Annotated in this window: 23 protein-coding genes and 1 riboswitch; of the genes, 14 read left to right on the forward strand and 9 right to left on the reverse strand. The window is 40.5% G+C overall.

What is annotated here, in order from left to right; all coding sequences use genetic code 11:
* The first annotated feature begins 5 nt into the window (after window positions 1–5).
* Window positions 6–1,382 carry an HAD-IB family phosphatase gene (locus WG954_RS12700; protein WP_340436964.1) on the forward strand — a complete coding sequence of 459 codons (1,377 nt, stop codon included), beginning with the start codon at window positions 6–8 and terminating at the stop codon, window positions 1,380–1,382.
* Between the two features lie 5 nt (window positions 1,383–1,387).
* Window positions 1,388–3,166: a chloride channel protein gene (locus WG954_RS12705; protein WP_340436965.1), complete on the forward strand. Its 1,779-nt coding sequence runs from the start codon at window positions 1,388–1,390 to the stop codon at window positions 3,164–3,166.
* Here WG954_RS12705 and hxpB read toward each other — a convergent pair.
* A complete protein-coding gene (gene hxpB / locus WG954_RS12710; protein WP_340436966.1) occupies window positions 3,161–3,820 on the reverse strand; it encodes a hexitol phosphatase HxpB in 660 nt (219 codons plus the stop codon). The genes WG954_RS12705 and hxpB overlap by 6 nt on opposite strands.
* A 222-nt stretch (window positions 3,821–4,042) precedes the next feature.
* Here hxpB and WG954_RS12715 point away from each other — a divergent pair, with 222 nt between their 5' ends.
* The 3 genes from WG954_RS12715 to WG954_RS12725 all read left to right on the forward strand — a co-directional run bounded on the left by WG954_RS12715 (window position 4,043) and on the right by WG954_RS12725 (window position 6,917).
* Window positions 4,043–4,813 (forward strand): lysophospholipid acyltransferase family protein, encoded by a 771-nt coding sequence (locus WG954_RS12715; RefSeq protein WP_340436967.1) that lies wholly within the window; start codon window positions 4,043–4,045, stop codon window positions 4,811–4,813.
* A 123-nt stretch (window positions 4,814–4,936) separates the two neighbouring features.
* A complete protein-coding gene (locus WG954_RS12720; RefSeq protein ID WP_340436968.1) occupies window positions 4,937–5,767 on the forward strand; it encodes an ion transporter in 831 nt (276 codons plus the stop codon).
* 10 nt (window positions 5,768–5,777) lie between these two features.
* Window positions 5,778–6,917, forward strand: coding sequence for a carboxypeptidase-like regulatory domain-containing protein (locus tag WG954_RS12725; RefSeq protein ID WP_340436969.1), 1,140 nt, complete (start codon window positions 5,778–5,780; stop codon window positions 6,915–6,917).
* A 94-nt stretch (window positions 6,918–7,011) separates the two neighbouring features.
* Here the strand turns inward: WG954_RS12725 and WG954_RS12730 are convergent, their stop codons facing one another.
* The 4 genes from WG954_RS12730 to WG954_RS12745 form a co-directional block, all read right to left on the reverse strand.
* The gene (locus WG954_RS12730; RefSeq protein WP_340436970.1) at window positions 7,012–7,527 is read right to left on the reverse strand and encodes an acyl-CoA thioesterase; all 516 of its coding nucleotides are present in this window, start codon (window positions 7,525–7,527) and stop codon (window positions 7,012–7,014) included.
* 83 nt (window positions 7,528–7,610) lie between these two features.
* A complete protein-coding gene (gene queA / locus WG954_RS12735) occupies window positions 7,611–8,660 on the reverse strand; it encodes a tRNA preQ1(34) S-adenosylmethionine ribosyltransferase-isomerase QueA (protein ID WP_340436971.1) in 1,050 nt (349 codons plus the stop codon).
* A gap of 164 nt (window positions 8,661–8,824) precedes the next feature.
* Window positions 8,825–10,561 (reverse strand): ABC transporter ATP-binding protein, encoded by a 1,737-nt coding sequence (locus tag WG954_RS12740; protein WP_340436972.1) that lies wholly within the window; start codon window positions 10,559–10,561, stop codon window positions 8,825–8,827.
* The gene (locus tag WG954_RS12745; RefSeq protein ID WP_340436973.1) at window positions 10,561–11,337 is read right to left on the reverse strand and encodes an AMP nucleosidase; all 777 of its coding nucleotides are present in this window, start codon (window positions 11,335–11,337) and stop codon (window positions 10,561–10,563) included. Before WG954_RS12745 ends, WG954_RS12740 begins: the two co-directional genes overlap by 1 nt.
* A 47-nt stretch (window positions 11,338–11,384) precedes the next feature.
* On the opposite strand from WG954_RS12745, the gene WG954_RS12750 reads away from it, so the two are divergent.
* The 3 genes from WG954_RS12750 to cydB all read left to right on the forward strand — a co-directional run bounded on the left by WG954_RS12750 (window position 11,385) and on the right by cydB (window position 14,510).
* Window positions 11,385–11,822 carry a type I restriction enzyme HsdR N-terminal domain-containing protein gene (locus WG954_RS12750; protein ID WP_340436974.1) on the forward strand — a complete coding sequence of 146 codons (438 nt, stop codon included), beginning with the start codon at window positions 11,385–11,387 and terminating at the stop codon, window positions 11,820–11,822.
* A gap of 271 nt (window positions 11,823–12,093) precedes the next feature.
* Window positions 12,094–13,473 (forward strand): cytochrome ubiquinol oxidase subunit I, encoded by a 1,380-nt coding sequence (locus tag WG954_RS12755; RefSeq protein WP_340436975.1) that lies wholly within the window; start codon window positions 12,094–12,096, stop codon window positions 13,471–13,473.
* Window positions 13,474–13,475: 2 nt separating this feature from the next.
* Entirely contained in the window at window positions 13,476–14,510 is a 1,035-nt protein-coding gene (gene cydB, locus WG954_RS12760; protein ID WP_340436976.1) for a cytochrome d ubiquinol oxidase subunit II, read from the forward strand.
* An 81-nt stretch (window positions 14,511–14,591) separates the two neighbouring features.
* Here cydB and WG954_RS12765 read toward each other — a convergent pair whose 3' ends face one another.
* The 3 genes from WG954_RS12765 to WG954_RS12775 all read right to left on the reverse strand — a co-directional run bounded on the left by WG954_RS12765 (window position 14,592) and on the right by WG954_RS12775 (window position 17,577).
* On the reverse strand, window positions 14,592–14,999 hold the full coding sequence (locus WG954_RS12765) for a hypothetical protein (protein ID WP_340436977.1): 408 nt from the start codon (window positions 14,997–14,999) through the stop codon (window positions 14,592–14,594).
* Window positions 15,000–15,241: 242 nt separating this feature from the next.
* Window positions 15,242–16,387, reverse strand: a complete 1,146-nt coding sequence (locus WG954_RS12770) for a hypothetical protein (protein ID WP_340436978.1) — start codon at window positions 16,385–16,387, stop codon at window positions 15,242–15,244.
* 194 nt (window positions 16,388–16,581) lie between these two features.
* A complete protein-coding gene (locus tag WG954_RS12775; protein ID WP_340436979.1) occupies window positions 16,582–17,577 on the reverse strand; it encodes an acyl-CoA reductase in 996 nt (331 codons plus the stop codon).
* A 67-nt stretch (window positions 17,578–17,644) separates the two neighbouring features.
* On the opposite strand from WG954_RS12775, the gene WG954_RS12780 reads away from it, so the two are divergent.
* The 5 genes from WG954_RS12780 (at window position 17,645) to WG954_RS12800 (ending at window position 20,882) form a co-directional block, all read left to right on the forward strand.
* Window positions 17,645–17,995: a 4Fe-4S dicluster domain-containing protein gene (locus tag WG954_RS12780; protein ID WP_340436981.1), complete on the forward strand. Its 351-nt coding sequence runs from the start codon at window positions 17,645–17,647 to the stop codon at window positions 17,993–17,995.
* Window positions 17,996–18,115: 120 nt separating this feature from the next.
* The gene (locus WG954_RS12785) at window positions 18,116–18,601 is read left to right on the forward strand and encodes a YybH family protein (protein WP_340436983.1); all 486 of its coding nucleotides are present in this window, start codon (window positions 18,116–18,118) and stop codon (window positions 18,599–18,601) included.
* 103 nt (window positions 18,602–18,704) lie between these two features.
* Window positions 18,705–19,706, forward strand: a complete 1,002-nt coding sequence (locus WG954_RS12790; RefSeq protein WP_340436985.1) for a D-alanine--D-alanine ligase — start codon at window positions 18,705–18,707, stop codon at window positions 19,704–19,706.
* A gap of 21 nt (window positions 19,707–19,727) precedes the next feature.
* Window positions 19,728–20,561 (forward strand): PASTA domain-containing protein, encoded by an 834-nt coding sequence (locus WG954_RS12795; RefSeq protein ID WP_340436986.1) that lies wholly within the window; start codon window positions 19,728–19,730, stop codon window positions 20,559–20,561.
* A gap of 12 nt (window positions 20,562–20,573) precedes the next feature.
* Window positions 20,574–20,882: a rhodanese-like domain-containing protein gene (locus WG954_RS12800; protein ID WP_340436987.1), complete on the forward strand. Its 309-nt coding sequence runs from the start codon at window positions 20,574–20,576 to the stop codon at window positions 20,880–20,882.
* Between the two features lie 55 nt (window positions 20,883–20,937).
* Here the strand turns inward: WG954_RS12800 and WG954_RS12805 are convergent, their stop codons facing one another.
* Window positions 20,938–23,358: a TonB-dependent receptor gene (locus WG954_RS12805; RefSeq protein WP_340436989.1), complete on the reverse strand. Its 2,421-nt coding sequence runs from the start codon at window positions 23,356–23,358 to the stop codon at window positions 20,938–20,940.
* A gap of 64 nt (window positions 23,359–23,422) precedes the next feature.
* Window positions 23,423–23,543: riboswitch (TPP riboswitch) on the reverse strand.
* A 103-nt stretch (window positions 23,544–23,646) separates the two neighbouring features.
* On the opposite strand from WG954_RS12805, the gene WG954_RS12810 reads away from it, so the two are divergent.
* Window positions 23,647–24,369, forward strand: coding sequence for a head GIN domain-containing protein (locus WG954_RS12810; RefSeq protein ID WP_340436991.1), 723 nt, complete (start codon window positions 23,647–23,649; stop codon window positions 24,367–24,369).
* Window positions 24,370–24,376: the final 7 nt, after the last annotated feature.

Here is a 24,376-nt window from a genome sequence, read left to right on the forward strand (position 1 = left end):
TCTGTATGGTAACAGTAATTATTCCGGTATTGAATGAAGCTGAAACAGTTGAGAGCGTGATCAGGTTTGCCTTCAAAAATGCATATGTAAATGAAGTAATTGTGGTAGACGATAAGTCGTTTGATGATACGGTGAGCAGATCACTTGCAGCAGGCGCCAAAGTTATTACAAGTACAAAACTGGGCAAAGGTGCATCCATGAAAGAGGGCATGCTTTGTGCAACAAATGATATCCTCATTTTTCTTGATGGCGACATTGATCCATATCCGCCAAATACTATTTGTAATCTTGTTGATCCGATCATTAACGACACACATGATTTTGTAAAAGCAACCTTTGAGCGTAATGCAGGTCGTGTAACGGAACTTGTTGCAAAACCATTGCTCAACATTTTGTTTCCTGATCTCTCAGAATTTGACCAGCCTTTAAGTGGTATGATTGCAGGCCGTAAACAATTTTTTGAGAAGATCGATTTTTATGATGATTATGGAGTTGATATCGGTATACTCATCGATATGTATTTGCAGAAAGCACGAATTACAGAGGTGAACATTGGTTACCTCGATAATAAAAGTAAACCATGGCAGGCGTTGGGGAAGATGAGTAAAGAAGTGTCGAGAGCAATTATTCAAAAAGCCATGCAGGAAAATAAACCGAAAATAAATCTGGAGGAGTTACAATCTTATTCTGAGATAAGAGACCAGATGGATTTTGCCATTCGTGAAAGCTTAATGGGGCTAGATAAGATTGCCATTTTTGATATGGATAATACCGTTTTACGTGGACGTTTTATTGATACATGTGCCAAACTATACGGTTTTGAAAAAGAATTGCTAGATATACGCACCAGCGGAAGTGATGCAACAAGTGTTACAAAGAATGTAGCCAGGTTGTTGAAGGGATTAAATCTGTCGCAGATACTTGCAGTAGTTGAAAGCATTCCGGTTGTGAACAATACCCAACAAGTTGTGAAAGAATTGAAAAGAAGAGGTTATGTTGTTGGAATCATCAGCGATAGTTATGATGTGGTGGCCAATCACGTTAAAACAAAAATAGGAGCTGATTTTTCATTGGCTAATGAACTGGAGTTTTCAAAAAGTGTGGCAACTGGCGAAGTGAAACTGCCATCTTTCTTTTTTAATACACAACATTCACTTTGCAAACACACTATTTGTAAAACAAATGCAGTGCAGCATATTCTCAAGCATTACAATATAGATATCAACAATGCTATTGCAGTTGGTGATGGTGAAAATGATCTTTGCATGATCAAACATGTAGGAGTTGGAATTTCTTTCTGCTCATCAAACGAATTATTAAATTACCTTGCCGACAGGCAGATTACTGTTCCCTCATTTGATGAACTGCTTGAATTTGCCTGATCACTATGACTATAAGGTCGGTTGTAAAAAATATTAATCAATACAGGGTAGCACACATCAGCGACAGGAATTTTCTTTTGGTCGCAAGTGTTATAGTGGGTGTAGCAGTGGGGTTGGTTGCAGTGGCGTTGAAGAAATCAGTACATGCTGTTCAATATCTTTTACGTGAAGGATTCAAAGGCAACGACTGGCCATATCTATATTATCTTCTCCCGCTCATTGGTATTCTCGTCACTGTTTTTTTTGTGCAGAAGATCAGGAAGGGAAAAATAGGCAATGGCATCAGTAATATTATTCAATCGATCTCTAAACGGCACGGGAATATTTCACCAGATAACATGTACAGCCATATGGTGAGCAGTGCTGTTACCGTTGGCTTTGGTGGGTCAGTAGGTTTGGAAGCGCCGATCGTTATTACTGGTTCAGCTGTTGGTTCAAACATTGCACGTATTTTTTTATTGAGTCATAAAGAGCGTGTTGTATTACTTGCGTGTGGTGCAGCAGCCGGTATAGCTGCAGTGTTTAATACGCCGGTTGCAGGCGTGCTGTTTGCAATGGAAGTATTACTGGCTGAATTTTCTATTCCCACTTTCATTCCGGTATTGATCGCTTCTGCAAGTGGTGCAGTAGTATCCCGTTTACTTTACCAGGAGCATTTATTTTATTTACTTACGAAGGAATGGAGAACCGATGCAATTCCATTTTATCTTTTGCTTGGAGGTTTGTGCGGATTGGTATCAGTTTATTTCATGCGTGTTTATTTCTGGACCGAAAAGAAATTTGCATCGGCAACGAGGATCTTGCCAAAAGCAATTGGAGGAGGTTTATTGTTGGGTTTGTTGATCTTTTTATTCCCGGTTTTATATGGAGAAGGTTATTCAACCATTGCTGCATTGTTTAAAAGTGATACATCTAAATTAATAAGTAATACATTTTACGAAGAATGGGCAAGTAATCCTTATGTGTTACTGTTGATTGTTACAGGTATTGTATTGTTCAAGGTCATTGCGTCGGCAGTTACCATTCATGCGGGAGGTAATGGTGGCATTTTTGCTCCAACATTATTTACCGGTGCTGTCACGGGTTTTGCATTTGCTCATTTCTTCAATACAACAGGCTGGAAGGAGTTGCTCACTGTGAATTTTGTGGCGGCAGGCATGGCTGGTATTCTTAGTGGTGTAGTGCATGCGCCACTCACTGCTATATTTTTAATTGCAGAAGTGACGGGTGGTTACACACTGTTTGTTCCGTTGATGATCGTTGCAGCAGTAAGTTATTTTATTACCCGTGCGTTTGAACCGTATTCCATTTACACAGAGAAACTGGCGCAGAAAGGATTTAAAGTGGATGATAAAGAACTTGTGCTGTTGAATAATATTAAACCGGAAGCGATTGTGGAACGTAACTGTATTGCTTTGCGTTCGAGTGATCTTTTTCGTAAACTATCCGATGCGTTTTTAGTGACCGATCAAACAGTATTTCCGGTGCTCAATGATGAAAGGAAGCTCATCGGCCTTGTTTATATTGATGATGTGAAATCATTATTATTGAAAGAGGATATGTTGGATAAAAAACAGATCGCTGAAGTGATGGTAAAACCACAGTACACTATTTCTGTGAAAGATGATATTCAAAAGATCATGCGATTGTTTGATATCTCCGGCTTATGGTATATGCCGGTAATAAATACTGATGGGAGTTTTACTGGCTTTGCTGATAAACGTAAATTGCTGGCGCTCCTTCGTGAAACTCTCACCTCCCATCAATTGATGGAGCAATTATAAAAATAACCGCAATTTCTCTTCATCAAATTCAGTAAGTGAACGTAACTTAATATCCGCCGCATTCCATTTTGGGTGATCATGATCTTGCAGCGCAGGCACAATCACACATTTCATACGTGCAGCCTTTGCGGCGATCATCCCATTGAACGAATCTTCAAATGCAATACATTCCATTCCTGCCACACCTAGTTCAGCGGCGCAGTTGAGATACACTTCAGGATGTGGTTTACCGAATGGCAATTTTTCTGCCGATGTTATTGCATCGAAACTGTTTTGCAGGTCAAGTTTTTTCAGCACCACTTCAACTAAAGAAATGGGAGAGGATGTTGCAAGTCCAACCTTCAGCGAATGTGCTTTCATGAAAGGGATAATCTGATCAACTCCTGCAAAGGCAATTCCTTTTTCGTCTATTTTGGAAATGGCTTTACTGATGATGGTATCTATTGCAGTTGCAGAATGCTCCATCGAAATATCAAAATAATGGAACCAATGCTGGATCCATTCTTCCGTACGTAAACCTGTAGATGAATGATATTGTTCAAGTGTAAGTTCTTTGCCAAAGTCTGCAAGGGTTTCGCTGCCGGCTTCCTGCCATAAAGGCTCACTGTCAATGAGTAAACCATCCATATCGAAAATAACCGCCTTCAATTTCATGTGATTTCTTGCTAATGCGCCGCTCGGCGGCTGTTTTTATTTGCCACATAATTTGCCCAAATAATCCACTTTGACTGGTATATCTTTTATGGGCATTTCATGGCGCAAAAGTAGGGGCAATTAACGTTGTAGTAATAACCCGACAACCTAAAATTAATGATTGCCAATATTACCAAATTGTTATCTTGCACGTCCCTTCGGGGACGTCAATCAACTTTAACCATGTCAACTTTCTTCGAACGAATAAAGAATTTTAATTTATTGCGTCGTGTGGTGTACGGTGTTGTTGGAGCAATCACTTATCCGGGCATTGCCCTCATTAATAAGCTTCAGGTAAATGGCGCAGAACGGTTAAAAGATCTTCCCAAGCGAAATGTGTTGTTTGTAAGTAACCATCAGACTTATTTTGCTGATGTGATCACGTTTCTTCATATCTTTTTTGCTGCCAAATGGGGTAAGTATAAAGGTTTAGGCATTCCATATTACTTGCTGAATCCGATTACTAAAATTTACTATGTAGCCGCTGCAGAAACCATGAAAGATACATGGCTCACCCGTTTATTTGCCAAAGCAGGTGCACTAACGGTAAAGCGTACATGGCGTGCAGAAGGTAAAGAAGTGCAGCGTGGTCTCGATCCGGGTGATACAAGAAAAATTGCCAGAGCGTTGAATGATAGCTGGGTAATTACCTTCCCACAGGGAACAACAAAACCTTTTGCTCCCGGGCGTAAAGGAACGGCGTATATCATTAAACAGAACCAGCCAATTGTTGTACCGATAGTGATCAATGGATTTTGGCGTGCATTCAATAAAAAAGGGTTGAAGTTTAAAAAGAGAGGAAGTCTTCTTTCCGTTACAATTAAAGAACCCATGAACATTGATTACAATGCACCTGTTGAAGAAATTCTTGACCAGGTAATGGATGCAATTGAACAAAGTAAAAAATACATGCTCAAAGGTAAACACCACCTGATGAGTGTGATTGATAAATAATTCTGGAAGCAGACAAAACAAAAGGATGAATAACAATTCATCCTTTTGTTTTTTTAAGCTGTATGAGAACGGGTTGTAGTACTTGTATTATTCATTAACTTTAAAACTGCCAAAACCCGCTGCATGTATCACGCAACCAGGAAAAAAGTACATATTCTTCTTCATCCCGAACTGGGCGAAACCAAATGGGATAAGATCATTAACGCATTCATCATCTTTCTCATTATTTCAAACGTACTGGTTGTTATTCTTGAAACAGTGCCGTCGTTGCATGATGAATACGAGACATTTTTTTATTATTTTGATCTGATCTCCGTTATCATTTTTACGATCGAGTATTTGTTACGAGTTTGGAGTTGCGATCATGATCCACGATACAGACATAATTTTTTTGGACGGATCAAGTATATGTTCTCAGCTGAGGGTTTGATCGATCTGCTGGCCATTCTTCCCTTTTACGTGCATGTTGTTGTTGGGCTCGATCTGCGGATGCTTCGTATTCTTCGGCTGTTGCGATTTCTTCGTTTGTTCCGACTTACGGCTTACATGAAGTCGGCCAAAATGATCAGGAATGTATTTGTAAAGCGAGCCAACGATTTAAAACTGAGTGTGGTGCTCATTCTTATTCTAATCATTATCGCATCAAGTGTAATGTATTTTGCTGAGCACACCGCACAACCTGCTGTATTCTCCAGCATACCGGCAACATTATGGTATGCAATTGTGACTCTTACAACAGTTGGCTATGGTGATATGATACCCGTTACAATAGTCGGCAAAGTGATGACGGGTGTTATTATGCTGAGTGGCGTTGCCATTTTTGCTTTACCTGCCGGCATCATCACAGCGGGTTTCCTGGAGGAGGTGCAGCACCTTCGTGGAAAGAAAACAGTTAAATGTCCGCATTGCGGCGAGAGTTTTCACCCGGATGAACATGATCGTCATCATGCATAACTGACCAGTAATGTTTTCAATTTTTAAGCTTATCATCATTTGTCTGTTTGTACAGAGTAATTTAATTGCACAATCTCTTTATATCCGTGGTAAGGTTATAGATGCAGAAACAGGATTCCCACTTTCCAATGCAAGTATATTTATTAATAATTCCACCACAGGAACTGTCAGCAATGCAACAGGCGAATTTCAACTGGGACCCTTTGCTCCAGGCAGTTATGAAGTGATCGCCTCTTTTGTTGGTTATGGCAGATTGCTTTATGCGGCGGATCTGCAAACAACATCGCTTCGCATTACATTTCAAATGACAAAGAAAGATAGTGAGATGCGTGAGCTGCTCATCTTACCTGAAGAAACCCGTATGCAATATCTCGAAGCATTTAAAAGAAACCTTTTAGGAGAAACAAGCGCCGCAAAACGGGCAAGAATCCGGAACCTGAAAGATGTACAATTTGCAGCTACGCAGGATAAAAATGAAATTGTTGCTTATTGTGATACAACAATTGTAGTTGATAACCCTGAGCTGGGTTACGTGGTTCATTTTGACCTGGTTGATTTTTATTTGAATCGCCGTACCGGTGAATCGAGGTTCTATGGTTATACCCGCTTCCAGGAAAAAGATGAAGATGGAACTGTAAAACGAAGATGGTTGAAACGTCGACGAGAGGCTTACGAGGGTAGTAGTATGCATTTTTTCAGGAGCCTTGTGGCGTGCACCTTAAAACAGGAAGGGTTTGCTATGCAAAATGTCTATAAAAAAGAAATGAAGCCACAACCTGGTCAACCGGTAGTCATACAAGCATCGCCTGCAGGAATCAATAATAGTTTCAACATTGCAGTGCCGGTAACAGAAGACAGCGTCTTGCGTATTTATAAAGATTCGGGTTATAAAATCTATCAGTTAAACACTGCAGATTGGTTGAGGATAGTTTATAATAAAGACACAGAACTGAAAGAAGATATCATGCATAACAGGATTATTGGTGGCCAGCCACGAACAGGGACTGTTACAGGTCTTCGCCCTTTCCGTCCTCCAATACTTGTTGATAACCGTGGCAGGGTGCTTTCAGCAATGGGATTTTATTATGAAGGCATGTGGTCGTATGAACGGTTGGCTAATATGCTTCCGGAAGATTATGTGCCGGAATGAAATCTAAGAGCTAGCACTAAACGAAACAAAGGTTGTTTATGTTAAAAACAACCTTTGTCTCAAATACTGCTGCTGGTGAAATAGAGAATATATTTTATTCCTCCGCAAACAAAGCCTTCAATTCTGCTGCATCATTAGGCTTCATCTTACCACCAAGAATTAAACGCAATTGCCTGCGGCGCAATGCGCCTTCAAACAATTTTATTTCTTCTTCTGTTTCAGGAATCAGTTGTGCTACCGGTTTAGGCTTGCGATTAGGATCAAGTGCTACAAAGGTGTAATATGCTTCGTTGCTTTTGTAACGGTATTGTTGTACTGTATCTTCACCCCACACTTTCATATGTACTTCCATTGAGCTGTTGAATGCTCTAGAAACTTTTGCTTCAATATGCACTACATTCCCCAGCTTGATCGGGTTCTCAAACGAAATATTATCAACACTTGCCGTAACAACGGGTGAGTTGCAATGTTTACCTGCTGCAAGTGCAGAGGCAATATCCATCCAGTACATTAAACGTCCACCCATGAGGTTGCCAAATACATTGGTATCATTAGGAAGTACCAACTCTGTCATTACAATAAATGATTCTTTTGCTGTTTTACTATTCATTCAAATAAATTTTAATCACAATGACACTAAGGCGCAATTTACACTAAGAAAAATCCCTCTCGGTTGGGAGAGGGATTGTATAATTAGATTACCAACATCGCATCTCCATAACTGAAGAAACGGTATTTGTCTTTAATTGCTTTTTTATATGCTTCCATTGTAAGATCGTAACCGGCAAATGCACAGGTCATAATCAACAAACTTGTTTTTGGCAAGTGGAAGTTTGTAACTAATGAATCAGCAATATTAAAATTGTAAGGAGGGTGAATGAATATATTCGTCCAGCCTTCGCTTGGTTTTAATAACTGCTGTGCCGTAAATGACGTTTCCAAAGCACGCATAGTTGTTGTGCCAATGGAACAGATGCGGTTTTTGCCTTCTTTTGCTTTGTTTACGATCTTGCAAGAGAACTCATCGATCTTATAATACTCTGCATCCATTTTATGTTTGCTCAGGTCTTCCACTTCAATAGGGCGGAAGGTTCCTAAACCTGTATGCAATGTAACTTCTGCAAAACGCACACCTTGAATTTCCAAACGTTTGATCAACTCCTGGCTAAAGTGCATGCCGGCAGTTGGAGCTGCAACAGCACCTTCATGTTTTGCAAACACTGTTTGGTAACGCTCACGGTCCTCATCATCTGGCTTACGCTTAATGTATTTTGGAAGTGGCGTTTCGCCCATTGTATACAATACCGTGCGGAACTCTTCATCAGTACCATCAAATAAGAAACGAATGGTACGTCCACGTGAAGTGGTATTGTCAATTACTTCAGCAACCAAATCTTCGGTATCGCCGAAATACAGTTTATTACCAACACGAATCTTTCTTGCGGGATCAACGATCACATCCCACAAACGGTTTTGCTTGTTTAATTCACGGAGAAGAAAAACTTCGATCTTGGCACCTGTTTTTTCCTTGCGGCCATACATGCGGGCAGGAAATACTTTGGTGTTATTCACTACAAAAACATCCTTGTCATCGAAGTATTCCATGATATCACGGAACTGACGGTTTTCAATTTGGCCTGTTTTGCGGTGAACCACCATTAAACGGCTGTCTTCACGTTTCTTTGTAGGGTTTTGAGCAATGAGGTTGAGGGGTAGATCGAACGTAAACTGTGATAACTTCATACTGCGTTTTATAATTTTAGTAACGGGTGCAAACGCAGCGTTGAGGTGAGTATTCGGGAGTGACTCTCCAAACCCCGTCTTACGGCACCGGGTTTGAACCTGTTACTTTTTAATGCGTGCAAAGGTAAGGAATTCAGGCGAAAACCGGGGAAACTTATCCACGGTTAACTAACCTGTGCTATCCGGCCGGGAATAGCAGCGAGTAATTGGCGGGTGTAGGCAGTCTGGGGACGGGAATAAATATCTTCTGCGTTACCCATTTCTTCAATTTGGCCTTTGTTCATCACAACAATACGGTCGCAGATATAACGCACCACCGAAAGATCATGGGAAATGAAGATAGAGGTGAAGTTGAATTCCTTTTTCAGATCGTTGAGCAGATTGAGTACCTGGGCCTGCACACTAACATCCAGAGCTGAAACAGATTCATCCCACACAATAAAGGATGGATTCAAGGCCAAAGCTCTTGCTATTACGATCCGTTGCCGTTGACCACCACTGAATTCATGCGGATACCGATTGAAATGATCTGGAGTTAGATTTACTTTTTCCAACAACTCCATCACTTTTTCTTTCGCTTTCTTTTGGGTGGGTTGAAGTTGATGGACCAGCATTGGTTCCGCAATGGCATCGCCAATGGTTATACGTGGATTCAATGAAGAGTATGGATCCTGAAAAACGATCTGCAGGTCTTTGCGTTGTTGTTTGAATGCAGCAGAAGATTTACTGAGAATGTTTTCACCATTCAACAGAATACTGCCCGATGTTGCATCAACCAAACGAAGCAAGGCTCTGCCCAATGTTGTTTTACCGCAACCGCTTTCACCCACAAGCCCTAACGTTTCACCGTTGTACACATCAAAACTTACATTGTTTACTGCCTTGATAAAGGATGATGATTTGCCAAATAGTTTCTTTTGTTCAGGAAACCAAACGTTCAGGTTTTTAATTTGAAGAAGAGGAGTGGGGAATTGGGAATTGGGGATTGGGAATTGTGAATTTGGATTTTGGATTTTGGAATTTGGATTTTGTACTTGGGGATTTTCATTTTCCATTTCCAAGAAATCACTCACCACCGGTAACCGTTTTCCTTTTGGATGAAGTGCAGGCCGGCAAGCCAGCAATGCTTTGGTATAAGGATGTTGCGGATTGTTGAAAAGGTCTTTTACAGAACCTTGCTCCACAATTCGCCCTTTATACATCACCACAATCTTATCTGCAATATCATGCACCACACCAAGGTCATGGGTAATAAACAAAACGCCCATGCCCGTTTCCTGCTGCAATTCTTTTATAAGTTGAAGTATGGTATTCTGCACTGTTACATCCAACGCTGTTGTAGGTTCATCAGCAATTAATAGTGATGGGTTACAACTCATCGCCATTGCGATCATCACCCGTTGCTTTTGTCCGCCACTTAGCTGATGCGGATAACGGCTAAGCATAGCTGCCGGGTTAGGAAGCTTAACTTTTTCAAATAGTTGCAGAGTTCTTTTTTTAGCTTCTTTATGATTTACTTTTTGATGAAGCTGAATTGCTTCCATCACTTGCATACCACATGCAAAAACCGGGTTGAGTGATGTCATTGGCTCCTGGAAAATCATGGCAATTTCATTGCCACGTATGCCTTGTATTTCTTGTGCTGAAGCTTTCAGCAGATCAATAACAGAGCCGTCTTTTTTGGTGAAATGGATGCTGCCGTTGGGGTAAGAAACCGGAGGCTGTGGAATCAATTGCAGTGCAGAAAGTGCAGTAACAGATTTGCCAGAACCACTTTCACCCACCACTGCCACAGTTTCTCCTTTACCAACCGTGAATGAAATACCATGAATGGCTTTTACAATGCCTTCTTCTGTTTTGAAGTTTACGTCAAGGTTATTTATTTGAAGCAAATCTGTCATTACTCTTCAAACCTCAGATGTTTTACCGTGTTGCCGTTGTTGATGAGTTGTTTCAAAGAATCAATTCCGATTTTAATATGCTTCTCAACAAAATGACTGGTTACTTTTTTATCACTCTCCTCTGTCTTTACACCTTCGGGAGTCATTGGGCTATCACTCACTAGCAACAGAGCACCTGTTGGAATATGATTTGAGAAGCCTACCATAAAAATAGTAGCAGTTTCCATATCAATAGCCATGGCTCTTACTTTTTCCAGGTAGGCTTTAAATTCCTGATCGTGTTCCCATACACGTCGGTTAGTAGTGTAAACAGTTCCTGTCCAGTAATCACTGTCGAAATCACGTATGGTTGTTGATACTGCTTTTTGTAATGCGAAAGATGGTAGTGCCGGTACCTCTGGTGGAAAATAATCACGACTTGTACCTTCACCACGTATGGCAGCGATGGGAAGAATCAGATCACCTATTTTGTTTTTTGCTTTCAACCCGCCACACTTGCCTAAAAACAAAACTGCTTTTGGTTGAATGGCTGATAAAAGATCCATTACCGTAGCTGCGGTAGCACTTCCCATTCCGAAATTAATGATGGTGATACCATCTGCCGTTGCACATTGCATGGGTTTGTCCAGACCCGTTACTTCTACTTTGTTCCATTCTGCAAACATGTTTACATAATTGCTGAAATTTGTGAGCAGAATATATTCACCAAATTCTTTAAGTTGTTTACCAGTGTAGCGAGGCAGCCAGTTCTTAACAATGTCTTCTTTTGTTTTCATGCTTTCATCTTTTTGAATTCTGCTAAATTAATCATTTACTTTGGAGCATGATAAAGGTTGATTTTCCTGCGCCAACATTTCGAATTAAAGAAGAAGAGGGAAAAGAGCTGATCTTTGATGACCTGCGGAAGCAATGGTTGCGATTAACTCCTGAAGAATGGGTACGGCAAAATCTTATTCAATACATGTTACAGGTAAAACACTACCCGGCGGCGTTTATTGGTATTGAAAAAGAAATTGTATTGGGTGAGTTAAAGAAACGATTTGATGTGTTGGTCTATGATCGTAATCATCAACCCTGGATGATGATCGAATGCAAAGCAATGGATGTGGAGTTAACAGAAAAAGTATTGGAGCAGATCATACGTTATAATATGTCCGTTCCAGTAATTTATCTTGTGATCAGCAACGGAACATATACTTATGCATGGGTAAAAGAAAAAAACCGACTCATCAGTTTATCTGAGTTGCCGGTTTTTGATTAGCTTATGATCGATTCTACAAGTGTTTCAGGTGTTCCGTTTGAAAATAGCTGTGTCGATTCTCTTTCAGGTTAGCAACGGCTATTTGATAAAGCAAATCTACAGTTGCAGTAAAGCTTAAAAAAAGGTGTTTTAACGGATTCTTTGTCGAGTACAAACACCCGTATGTAAATCTCAAAAACATTTTTGAAGCAATTCTTGAATATGCTTTTGTTCCTCAGGTATCTTTGCTTTGCTGTTTAATTTAAGCAGTGTTACATCAATCGCCACGCTCATGGATGTAGAGATTCTTTCCCGCATACAATTCGCTTTTACCATTGCATTTCATTACATCTATCCTCCCATGAGTATTGGTTTGGGGCTGATTCTTGTGATCATGGAGGGAATGTATCTAAAAACCGGTCGTAAGATCTATGAAGACGCAACCCGTTTCTGGATTAAAATATTTGCGCTCATTTTTGGTATTGGCGTGGCAACAGGCATCATCATGGAATTTGAGTTTGGCACAAACTGGGCAACATATTCAAAATATGTAGGCGATATTTTCGGAAGTGCCCTTGCAGCGGAGGGCATTTTTGCCTTTGCACTTGAATCAGGTTTCCTCGGTATTCTCATCTTTGGTTGGAACAGGGTGAGCTCAAGAGTTCATTTCTTTTCCACCATCATGGTGTTTCTTGGTTCTTTGTTTTCTGCGATCTGGATCGTTGTTGCAAACTCCTGGCAGCAGACTCCCGCAGGTTATCATATTGTTGGCGATGGAATGAATGCAAGAGCAGAGATCACAGATTTCTGGGCAATGGTATTTAATCCATCTAGTGTTGATCGCTTAACACATGTGTGGATCGGAGCATTTCTTTCCGGTGCTTTTTTAGTGTTGAGCGTAAATGCCTATTACATTATCCGCAAACGTCATCTTGAAATCGCACGACCGTCTTTTAAAATAGCCTTGATTGTGGCTGCCGCCTGTTCCTTACTGCAATTAGTTGTTGGGCATCGAAGTGCAGATGGTGTAGCAAAAAATCAACCGGCTAAGCTTGCAGCAATTGAAGGGCATTACGATACGTTGGCGAAAGCTGATATGTTTCTGTTGGGATATGTGAACAACAAAACACAGGAGGTGAGTGGATTGAAAATTCCGGGTGGGCTTTCTTTTTTGCTGCACGGAAATTTTAATGAACCGGTAAAAGGGTTGAATGCGTTTCCTGAAGATGATCGTCCGAAACAGATCAATGCCATCTTCCAGTTCTATCATATGATGGTGGCATGTGGCATGAGTATGATTGCTCTGACATTGTTCGCCGTTTGGCAATGGAAGCGCAATCGTTTATTTGAAACAAAATGGTTGATGTGGATATTTGTGTTCAGTGTAATATTACCTCAAATTGCAAACCAGGCAGGATGGTTTGCAGCTGAAATGGGAAGGCAGCCATGGGTGGTGTATGGATTACTGCGCACTTCCGATGCATTGTCGAAAACAGTAACAGCTAACCAGGTATTATTTTCATTGATCATGTTTACAGTTGTGTACATATTGCTATTGTTTTTATTTCTATACCTGTTGAACAAGAAAATAAAGCACGGCCCTGTAAGCGATCATGCAAAAGAAGAACTTGAAGAAGGCAGTAAACGTAACAACCCAATCATGAAACAGTAAGTATGGAAACTTTTCTCGGATTAGATTACAATGTTTGGTGGTTCCTCGTATTCGGTGGTGTTATCAGCGGATATGCAATTCTCGATGGGTTCGATCTTGGTGCCGGAGCTCTTCATTTGCTACTTAACAAAGAGCAAAGCCGCCGTATTGCTATGAATGCCATTGGTCCTGTTTGGGATGGTAACGAAGTTTGGTTGGTAATTGGTGGTGGTGCTTTGTTTGCCGGCTTCCCGGTGGCGTATGCTGCAATATTCTCTGCCTTTTATGTTCCATTCATGATCTTCATGGTAGGTTTGATCTTTCGTGCCGTTGCCATCGAATTTCGAAGTAAAGAACCAATGCTTTGGTGGCGTAAAACATGGGATGTTGTTTATAATATTGCCTGCATCGTTATTTCACTTTCATTAGGATTGATGTTGGGAAACGTTGCATTTGGTATTCCATTAAATGCAGACAAAGAATTTGCAGGTAACTGGATGTCGTTCTTTCATCCGTTCCCGATCATGGTGTCGGTTACTACGTTGGCCCTCTTTCTGATGCATGGAGCTATTTATCTTACCATGAAAACCGAGAACCGGTTGTACACAAAAATGCATTTGCTGGCGAATAACTTCACCGTATTTTTTGTGTTGAGTTTTGTTATTACAACATTATACACGCTGCTTTATATTCCGCATTTGTGCGATCAGTTCAGGCAAAACCCAGGTTTGTTTTTATTGCCGGTATTGATGATACTTGCCATTGCAAATATCCCAAGGCAGATCAAGAAAGGATTGTACCGTTATGCATTTCTGAGTTCAGCAATAACGATAGCTTTATTGCTGATCATGGTGGCAGTAGAAATATTTCCCTACCTTCTTTATGCCAGCAACGACATCAATAACAGCATCACCATTCACAATGCAGCAGCCTCTGCAAAAACAATGAAGATATTGCTCATCATTGCGCTTATTGGTACGCCGTTAGTTGGATTGTACACCGCATTCGTATTCTGGACGTTTAAAGGAAAGGTTAAGCTGGATGAGATGAGTTACTAAAAGCAAACACACAACATTGTCACTTGCTGTTTGTTACAGAAAGAACATTTAATTCATGAAGCAGTTAGCGATGATTGTTTTTTAATCGTTATGATCGAAGTGGAGATGCTGTTTGTACGCCCCCGCAGCCACATGCAACGCAAACGCTGCAATCGCAGTATCCTTTAATAAATTGACGAGTGCCATTTGCCGCATTTCAGGTGCACCTGCATTCATCGAATTGGGGAAGTGGATAGTTAATACAAAAAAAAGCAGCATGCCTGCCAGCAGGTAACCGGCAACCTTCACAAATTTGTTTGTGAGAAAAGAAACACCTGCCAAAATAAAAGCAGTGCCCACAACATAAACCCAGATTACTCCGCCGGGTAAACCATCGGGAACAAATACCAATAAATCGTACGGATTCTTGTAGTGAAAAATACCAAATGCAATGAGGATTACGGACAGCAAATAAATAGCAATACGTGAGACGATGTGGTAATGTTTCATAACAGAAGGCTTTTGATGAAAAAATATATGTCTGTCGTTAACTTCTTCTCAGTCAATAATACTAGGTGCTGTAATGAAACCGTTTCTTACAGTAATTTAAGAAATAATTTGATGAATAAAAAAAGGAATTATTGGCAGGGATTAGAAGAATAAAAACTGCCGCCATTGATTTTTAGATCAGGTTTTTTGTTCAATGTTAATCGGAGCAATCATAACTCTGTAGCAATTGTGAGCTTGCAGTTTTATTTGCGGATGTAGATCTGTCTTGAAATAGTTCGGCTTTTTGTATGTGCCTGCACAATCAAATGGCCTTCGGGCAAACTGCTCGCAGGCAAGGTAAATTGCGTATTACTTCCCTGGTTAGGAATAAATGAAATGAGCTTCCCACTTGGTTTAAAAATATTGCAACGTAAAATTGGATCCGCTCCTTGAAACTCCACTGTTTTATTACTGCTATTTACTTTTATTAGCAGGTCTTCAGGCTCGTTTTGCAATTTTACCTGAATGATCTCCGAATAGGAGACAGCACCGCTTACATCAACTATTTTCAACCTGTAATTATTATTTCGGGATGGTTGCTGATCGTAGGCCAGGAATTTTTTCTTTTGTCCAGGCACATCAGATGCATAAATGCTTTGCAGGTTTATCCAGTCGGAATTGTCGATCTTTCGTTCTACGGCAAATTCTTTGATCGTGTGATCCTGTTTTGTTTCCCAAGTCAATTCAACCGTATTATTCTTTGCTGTGCAGCTAAAACCTGCAAGGCCAACAGGGAGAACAATGTGTTGGTAATAAACAACGATCCTCACATCATCAACATCGGCTGACAGGAACAGGCCCGCCAATCCGCTTTTTAATTCAGCTGTAAATGCAAGACCGAAATCTTCATCGTTCACATCTGCCGGTGTCCATGTTGTTCCCCATAGATCAGAGGAGCTGCCATAAGTAATGGTTGTAGCAGAACCTGTCCAGTTAGTTGAAGTGTTTGCTTTATTAGTGCCGACAATACTACCATTTTTTACAAGTCGTAATGTGTGATCACGAACAGAGGCACCAAGAAGGCCAAGACCACTTGCTTTTCGCTCAATAATCACTTCGATACCACAGATGGTTACTGCGCCCGGTATGCCAAGGTCAAAATCTTCCAACATCATGTAATTGGAATGAACGGTGGCAAGAATGCCTAACAAATACCCGGCACTTGCATATTGATTGTTGGAGGTATAAACATTTGTAGCATTTGACCAGGAAAATATGCCGGTGGAATTATTATTGCTTACTGATCCCGCAGATCTGTCATCAGAAGCGTCGCATTGAGTCATGCCAAGTTGTGATGAAAAAATAAAAACAAGCAGTAATAAGAAGGGAATCCTATGTATGCTTTTCATGGTTGGATGTTTTGGATTTTGGTTAGATCCTGGTTAGCAGGAATCATAGTTAAATTACCAAATACACCTGTTAAATGCAAGTAACGAATGGAGTAACCTCGTAAAATAAAAAAAAACCCTTAGTTAAACGATGGTTATATAAGGGTTTACATTTATGGATCCACGTTGGTTTATTATTGTAGGAGAACCTAAAATTACAGGCTCAGCAAAAATGCCATAACATCAATTCCATCTGCATAATCCATCAAACCCGGTTGTTGCGCCTCACCAAAGGGAAGAAAATCCTTCCCAACAATTGCCTGTACCTGTTCATTTCTTTTAAGACTGTTGATGACATCAGCTTGTTGCTCGTAATAGCTGTAGTGCAACGTGCCAATAGGAGAAAAAACCTGTTCATTCTCAATGAGCACAATACAATCGTTGGTCATGTAGTATATATTATTCATGAGGTAGATCGCCAACTGGTAGTCGTAATTATTGCGATACTTATGGTGATCAAACATCCAGCTGTATTTCCTGAGTGCATTTAGCAATGGCACAAAATCGTATCCGGTTGATACGTATAACTTGGTAATGTTGCGGCAACCAAGTCCAAAATATTGCATTATATCATCAGCTAACAACGATAATTCAGTCTCTGTTTCACTGCCGGTTAATATGGCAACAGAAGTTCTGTTTTTTCTTATGATGGAAGGATAACGCCCAAAATAATAGTCAAAATAACGGGCACTGTTATCACTACCTGTTGCAATGTAGGCATCACAATCTTTCAACATGCTGTTGAATTGCACACGCTCTGCAACAGCAGGATTCCACTCGGTCATCTTTGTTACAAGATGTTTCAGCAGCACATCATCTTTCGATGAAAGTTTACAAACCTGTTTATGACCGCTAACAAATACACATAGGAAATCGTGAAAGCCAACAAGAGGAATATTTCCGGCCATAACAATGCCAACAGTCTTTGGAATAATGTTATCATCGAGATGATAGTGATCAGCCCAGTTACGTAAAAGATCATTGTTTAAAAAATTGTCGGCAACAGCTTCAGCTGCTGTTTGTATGAACCTTTGTGTAAACCAATTGTTTAGTTGCTCAGCCTGCCTGCAGGCATTTTGCCATTCAGTTGGTTGTTCAGAAATATATTGTCTTAGTTGGTATAAAATTTCCAGTCTTTGTTGTAAATTCATTCAGAGCTTTGCTTTACATTTGAAATGCAAAAGTAATTCAAAACTAACCCTAAAATTTTCAAACAGTATGGCTATAAAAATTACAGAAGAATGTATTAACTGCGGAGCCTGTGAACCAGAGTGTCCAAATAATGCAATTTATGAAGGCGGTGTAGAATGGGCGATTGCAGACGGAACAACAGTAAAAGGATCTTATACCCTGATTGATGGTACCGTAGTAGATGCTGCTGCTAAAAATGCACCGGTAAGTATGGATACATATTATATCACACCGAATAAGTGTACAGAATGCCAGGGCTTTCATGAAGAGCCACAATGTGCTTCGGTTTGCCCGGTTGACTGCTGTGTCCCTGATGAAATGTATGTAGAAACCGTGGAAGATCTGTTGGCAAGAAAAGATCGTTTACACTTGGCATAATTTTTCTCTCAGATGGATGAGTTCCCGTAAGAACGATTCCGGAATACAGCGGGTGATATTTCCCGTTAAAAAAAGGTGAAGGCTTGAAAACCTTCACCTTGCTTTTTATATCTTGCACGCATGAAGAAGTTATCGTTTGTAGCATTGTTGGTTGTGATTTTGGTTTCGTGTCGCTGGGAATTCAACAAAAAAGATAAGCCTGAAAATACCGAAGCATCAGAGCAGCAACTGAAAGAAATGGTTGATACCGACAAAGCCTTTTCTGCCGCCAGCGAAAAAAACGGTATGAAAAAGGCCTTTCTTGAATACATTGCTGACGATGCGGTATTGCTTCGCCCGGGTCTTTTACCAATTGTAGAAGGAGATGTGATCAAATTCCTGAATGCGCAGGAAGATACTTCCTTTACTATGACATGGGATCCTAAAGGCGGAGACATTGCATCTTCAGGTGATATGGGTTACACCTACGGTGTATATAAAGTTGCAACAGCCGACACTACTTTAATGGGTACTTACTTAAATGTATGGCGCAAACAAGACGACGGGAAATGGAAATTTGTGATCGACACCGGCAACCCCGGCGTTGACAAAGAAGGCATCGAATAATCTAATTACTGGCAGGATTATTGACAAGAAAAGCCTGCCTGAAAATACAATACAAGCCCGGTTCATGAACAAAACCGACAGCAGCAATAAAACCATCCGGTAAATGAATCAACCATTGAACATTGCCCTTGTAACGGGCGGGTATAGCGGCGAAGCAGTGATCTCTTATAAAAGCGCCACTACTATTTATAATCATCTTGACAAATCGAAGTTTAATGTGTTTGTAATTGATGTTACAAACGAAGGCTGGTTTTATAAAGTGGGGGATAAGCATGTTTCAGCTGTAGATAAAAATGATTTTACCATTACAGTTGACGACAAAAAGATAAGTTTTGATTGTGTGTTCATCGGCATGCATGGCACACCGGGTGAAGACGGAAAACTGCAAGGTTATTTTGATGTATTAGGATTGCCGTATACTTCGTGTAGTTCTGCAACATCCGCCATTACATTCAATAAACGATATACTGTGGCTGTTGCTGCTTTTGCAGGGATCAATGTGGCGAAGAGTGTGCACCTGTTCAAACATCAACCAATTAATGCAAGCGATATCAAACTGAAACTACCTGTATTTGTAAAACCGAATAACGGTGGCAGCAGTATTGGTATGAGTAAAGTGAGCAAGCAGGAAGATCTGTCTGCAGCAATTGAAAAAGCATTTAATGAGGATAGCCAGGTATTGGTAGAGGAAATGATCACCGGTCGTGAATTCACTATTGGTGTGTTTAAACATAAAGGTGAAATAGTAGCAATGCCAATGACTGAAGTCAAGGCAGATGCAGATATGGAGTTCTTCGATTTCGTTGCGAAGTACCAAGGTAAGAGTACCGAAATAACGCCAGCTGAGGCAAGTGATGAGGTTTATCAGAAGGTAAGTGATACGGCAAAGAAAGTTTATGCTGTATTTAACTGTGCAGGTGTAATAAGAATCGACTTTATTTACAATGAAGAACGGAATGAACCGTTTATGCTTGAGATCAATACCATTCCAGGGCAAAGTGATGCGAGTATTGTGCCACAACAAGTGAAAGCAATGGGTTGGAAACTCGATGATTTTTATGCAGCTTTAATTGATCAGGCAATGGCCGATCACCAAATAAGATAGTATACATTAAATTCAATACCCGTGTTTCAATTCGTTACAAACCGTTCATTTTTTATCAACCTGCTTATCGCCATTGTACTTGGCTTTACAGTAGTGTTTATATTTTTTCAATTGCTTGATCGTATTACGCAGCATGGTAAATATGTGAAAGTGCCGGAGGTAAAAGGAAAGAGTATTGATGATGCACGTACATTATTGGAGCAACAGGGTTTCCAGGTGGAAGTACAGGATAGTATTTATTACGATAGCCTTCCACGCTTGTCAGTGGTAAAACAATCCCCGCTTCCGGAAGAATTGGTAAAAGTCAACCGCACCGTGTATCTCACAGTGAACAGAGCTCAACCACCGTTGGTTTCAATGCCCAACTTTGTTGGTCAAACATTCCGAAGTGTGCTGCTGCAATTAAATGCTCTTGGATTAAAACTTGGCGATACTTCACAACGACCCGATTTTGCTGTGGGTTCTATACTTGAACAAACCTATAACGGTAACCAGATTAGACAGGGAACTAAAATTCCAATGGGTAGCCGTATCAGTCTGGTTTTGGGAGGAGGTATTAAACAAACCGAAGTACCTGTTCCTGTATTATTGGGGCTTACCTTTGCGGAAGCAAAAGTATTACTTGAAAGTAACGATCTGTTGCTTGGTGCAGTGGTTGTTGATGGGGCAATAGCAGATAGTTCGGCTGCATATGTCATCAGGCAAAACCCGCCAGTACGTGATGATGAAGGCAGGCCGATTCGCATCAGGGGTGGACAGTTGATCGATCTCTGGATCAGTATGGATCGTTCAAAGATCGACAGCATTCAACGACCTAAACCCGTAGTTGAACAAAAAGAAGGAAACGAATATTAAAATAATAAAGAAATGAAGACTATTACTGCTGAAGAATTAAAAGCAAGAATTGATGCAGGTGAACAACTGAATATTGTTGATGTGCGTGAGCCACATGAGCATTCAGATTTTAATATCGGCGGAACCTTGTATCCGCTCGGCCGCATTTTGTCAATGGATGTGGATGAATTGGAAAGTTTAAAAGATCAGGAAGTGATCTTTTATTGCCGTAGCGGTAACCGCAGCGGACAAGCTTGCATGTTTGCAGAAACAATGGGCTTTACCAACGTAGTAAATCTTACTGGAGGAATGCTTAACTGGAGAGAAAAATTCAGCGTTTGATCTTATTGAATCGAAATAAAAAAGAAGGGCACTTTTTTAAGTGCCCTTCTTTCATTTATAACTTAATGTTGATTCCGGCCATGAAATTTCTTCCGGCCATTGGATAGTAATAATTTTCAGTAACGGTTTGTGCAGCATAAATATAGCTGAAGCTATAACCATTTGTTTCATATATTCTGTCGAATAAATTGCTTAGCTGGAATGTAAGATTGATCTCTTTCACGCCTTTGAAATGTACTACGTAATTCAAACGAAGATCACTTACAAAAAACGGATCAATGCTTCTTGCTTTATTGCCGGTATTGTCAAGATATTGACGTGATACATATTTATTCAGCAAACTGATCTCGCCATTTTTAACAGGAATAAAATTGACTGTAAAGCCTGCAACTGCTGTTGGAGAAAACGAGAGGGCAGGTTTTTTAAAGAAGTTCTCTTTTTGCCCGCCATTATCATAGTCATCCACATATTCGGTAAAGTTGAGAATACGGTTATCGCTTAATGTGAGATTACCTGCAAAGTTGAACCATGAAGCTGGCTTAACTCCTGCCTGCAATTCAACTCCTGCACGATAACTTTTAGCCACATTAATACGGTTGTAAGCACCAACATCGTTTACTTTTCCGGTAAGAACAAGCTGGTTGTTGTAATGCATGTAATAACCGGTAACACTCCAGTTATACAATGCTTTGCGTTGTTCAATATTTAATTCAAGATCATACAATGTTTCATGCTTTGGCTGTTGGTTTACACCAGCTTCAAAATCATCACGGTTGGGTTCTTTGTTGCCAATGCTGAATGATGCAAAACCAAGCCAGCCATTTCCATCAGCATACGAAATACCGATCTTTGGATTAACAAAGTTGAAGTTGCCTCCCGATTGCAAGGTTGGGTTTTTGCGGAAACCTTTGATCACATGATTTACATTTCGGTATTGCACATCAGCAAATGCTTCCCAACGCCTGTTGATTCGACGCTGGTACTTTGTATAAAAATTGAAGTCGGTTTTATAAGCAGTAAGCTCGTACCATTTATAATCCTTTGAAACAGGCTCTTCACTCCAAATGATCTTGCCGTAATGCTTTCCATCATAACGTGTGAAAGCGCCGCCGAAAGTCAACTGATCATTGTTGCGTTTGTATTGTGCCGAGAATGTTGATCCGTAAAACCAGTTGTCTAACCAAAGCTGACGAATGATATCCGATTCAACCGCAGCAAGTCCATAATCATCCAATGATTCATTGCGTTTGTATTCTTCGTAATAACCAAGTCCACGTGTGGCGAATAACGCTGCATTGATATTCCAGCTTTTATTCAGTTCGTGATTTAACAACAGTTGATAATGATCCTGGCGATAGTTATCAGTTTGATTATTATAACGGAAGTAGTTATAAGTACGATTATTGTCCTGTCTGAAAAGATTCAACGAATCTTCCGGCGTATCGTACAAATAATAGTTGTTGTAATAGTGCTCCAACAGTTTTGCTTCATCTCCTCTGAGTTTTGCTTCAGGGATACCATTCCACGATTGGTATGTTTTTTCTTTTCCCGTAAAAGCATTTAAGCGAAGAGAAGTTTTTTCATTAATGTAGGCTGCTGATAAATAAGCTGAACGCAGGTTTGAAGAACCTCTGTCAATGAAACCATCACTCTTAATTAATGATACACGACCATCGATGGTGAAATGTTTACCGATCAAACCAGAGCCAGCTTTGATTGTATGTCTCCAGCTGCTAAAAGTTCCGAAGCCATTGTTCAATTCAACATAAGGCTTTTCATTGAATTCATTTGTGCTCAAATTAAGTGTAGCACCAAAAGCACCTGCGCCATTCGATGAAGTGCCAACGCCACGCTGTATTTGAATAGAATTTACTGAAGAAGAAAAGTCGGGTAGGTTCACAAAAAACAAACCTTGACTTTCAGCATCATTATAAGGTATGCCGTTCAATGTCATATTGATTCTTGTTGCATCTGTACCACGTATGCGGATACCTGTGTACCCAATTCCATTGCCTGCATCAGAATTTATTACAACGGATGGAGTTTGATTAAGAATGAAGGGGAGGTCCTGTCCCAAATTCATCTTCTCAATTTCTTTTTTGTTCAGATTTGTTTTTGCAAACGGCATCCGATCGCCTGCACGAATGGCCGCAACTTCTACGGGTTTCAGGAACAAAGGCTGTGCTTCCAATGTTGCAGTGAGCCTGGTTTCTTTTTCCGTAATTGAAATTGTCTCTTCGAATTGTTTAAAGGCAACAGTGCTGATGCGTACGAGGTAGTTGCCTTTTTGCCTTAGTAAAATAGAGAATCTTCCTTCACTGTCGGTTTGTGTTGTTCCATTGCCTGCAACCTCAACAGTCGCACCTGAAACTACCTGGTCATTGTTTTTTTCTGTTACTTTTCCGCTCAGTTTATACTGAGCCATTGCGAGTTGTTGTGAAATAATCATCAACATTCCCAGCATCAATTTTTTCATTTCTGAATCACTTTAACGGTTAAAAAATTGAAATCGGAAATGCTGCGTAACGGAGAGAGGAATATGCATGAAGAACCTCCTTCCCTGCGCAGGCATTACCCTGATCAGGTTCTACGGGTTTAATCTCAGCCTCCGTACTGGTTCCGGGCCCTGGAACCGACGGGTAAGCACCCCGGGGAATCTGTGTCAAAAACCGGCTAACCGCTTTTTCGACGCTGCAAAGATAAATTCTTTCAGGTTTGCTGTAACATTTTCTTAAGATGTATCGTATCACATAAAACAGAAATTATGAAGAAGTGGATTTTCACCCTGTTTACCTTATCAATAGCCCTGTTTGCAACAGCACAGGAAACACAAATACAAGATGCCAACGCCGAAAAAAGAACCATTAAACCTTTTCATGCCATTAAAGTAGGAGATGGGATCGATCTTTTTTTATCACAGTCAACCGAAGAATCCGTGGCGGCAAGTGCTTCACGTGATGAATTTCTCGGCCGTTTAAAAACGGAAGTGGAAGATGGTGTACTGAAGATCTATTACGATCGTGAATCATTCGCCGACTGGACCAGCTCCGGAAAGAAACTGAAAGTGTACGTTTCGTTCAAAAGTCTTGATCAGTTAACTGCAACAGCAGGCAGCCACGTAAATGTGAATGGAAAGATCAAAGAAGAAACATTGCGGCTTTTCCTGAAATCCGGTGCTCAATTTAAGGGTACTGTTGAAGCAGGAAAACTAACTGTGGAAACAGAAAGCGGATCAAGTTCAACTCTTTCCGGTTCTGCTGGAACCTTGAATGTAAGTGCCAACAGCGGTGCAAGAATGAGAGCGTACGATCTGGCTGCCGGCAAAGCCGATATACGTTCAACCAGCGGTGCTAAAGTGGAAGTAACTGTGCAGGAAGAAATGAAATTGTATTCTTCAAGCGGTGGCAGTATCTATTACAAAGGCAAAGGAAAAATAAGCGAAGTGGGCACTCATATTGGTGCAATAATCCGCAGGGCAGATAGTTAATTCACAT

This window comes from Lacibacter sp. H375 (assembly GCF_037892425.1).
Lineage (GTDB): Bacteria > Bacteroidota > Bacteroidia > Chitinophagales > Chitinophagaceae > Lacibacter.

Excerpts from the sequence above, each read along its gene's own strand:
- WG954_RS12765 (WP_340436977.1), bottom strand. The coding sequence starts at position 14,999 with ATGAAACATTACCACATCGTCTCACGTATTGCTATTTATTTGCTGTCC.
- WG954_RS12745 (WP_340436973.1), bottom strand. The coding sequence starts at position 11,337 with ATGAAAACAAAAGAAGACATTGTTAAGAACTGGCTGCCTCGCTACACT.
- WG954_RS12770 (WP_340436978.1), bottom strand. The coding sequence starts at position 16,387 with ATGAAAAGCATACATAGGATTCCCTTCTTATTACTGCTTGTTTTTATT.
- WG954_RS12715 (WP_340436967.1), top strand. The coding sequence starts at position 4,043 with ATGTCAACTTTCTTCGAACGAATAAAGAATTTTAATTTATTGCGTCGT.
- cydB (WP_340436976.1), top strand. The coding sequence starts at position 13,476 with ATGGAAACTTTTCTCGGATTAGATTACAATGTTTGGTGGTTCCTCGTA.
- WG954_RS12775 (WP_340436979.1), bottom strand. The coding sequence starts at position 17,577 with ATGAATTTACAACAAAGACTGGAAATTTTATACCAACTAAGACAATAT.
- WG954_RS12790 (WP_340436985.1), top strand. The coding sequence starts at position 18,705 with ATGAATCAACCATTGAACATTGCCCTTGTAACGGGCGGGTATAGCGGC.
- WG954_RS12785 (WP_340436983.1), top strand. The coding sequence starts at position 18,116 with ATGAAGAAGTTATCGTTTGTAGCATTGTTGGTTGTGATTTTGGTTTCG.
- WG954_RS12725 (WP_340436969.1), top strand. The coding sequence starts at position 5,778 with ATGTTTTCAATTTTTAAGCTTATCATCATTTGTCTGTTTGTACAGAGT.
- WG954_RS12755 (WP_340436975.1), top strand. The coding sequence starts at position 12,094 with ATGGATGTAGAGATTCTTTCCCGCATACAATTCGCTTTTACCATTGCA.
- WG954_RS12720 (WP_340436968.1), top strand. The coding sequence starts at position 4,937 with ATGTATCACGCAACCAGGAAAAAAGTACATATTCTTCTTCATCCCGAA.
- WG954_RS12700 (WP_340436964.1), top strand. The coding sequence starts at position 6 with ATGGTAACAGTAATTATTCCGGTATTGAATGAAGCTGAAACAGTTGAG.
- WG954_RS12705 (WP_340436965.1), top strand. The coding sequence starts at position 1,388 with ATGACTATAAGGTCGGTTGTAAAAAATATTAATCAATACAGGGTAGCA.
- queA (WP_340436971.1), bottom strand. The coding sequence starts at position 8,660 with ATGAAGTTATCACAGTTTACGTTCGATCTACCCCTCAACCTCATTGCT.
- WG954_RS12810 (WP_340436991.1), top strand. The coding sequence starts at position 23,647 with ATGAAGAAGTGGATTTTCACCCTGTTTACCTTATCAATAGCCCTGTTT.
- WG954_RS12780 (WP_340436981.1), top strand. The coding sequence starts at position 17,645 with ATGGCTATAAAAATTACAGAAGAATGTATTAACTGCGGAGCCTGTGAA.
- hxpB (WP_340436966.1), bottom strand. The coding sequence starts at position 3,820 with ATGAAATTGAAGGCGGTTATTTTCGATATGGATGGTTTACTCATTGAC.
- WG954_RS12800 (WP_340436987.1), top strand. The coding sequence starts at position 20,574 with ATGAAGACTATTACTGCTGAAGAATTAAAAGCAAGAATTGATGCAGGT.
- WG954_RS12740 (WP_340436972.1), bottom strand. The coding sequence starts at position 10,561 with ATGACAGATTTGCTTCAAATAAATAACCTTGACGTAAACTTCAAAACA.
- WG954_RS12730 (WP_340436970.1), bottom strand. The coding sequence starts at position 7,527 with ATGAATAGTAAAACAGCAAAAGAATCATTTATTGTAATGACAGAGTTG.
- WG954_RS12805 (WP_340436989.1), bottom strand. The coding sequence starts at position 23,358 with ATGAAAAAATTGATGCTGGGAATGTTGATGATTATTTCACAACAACTC.
- WG954_RS12750 (WP_340436974.1), top strand. The coding sequence starts at position 11,385 with ATGATAAAGGTTGATTTTCCTGCGCCAACATTTCGAATTAAAGAAGAA.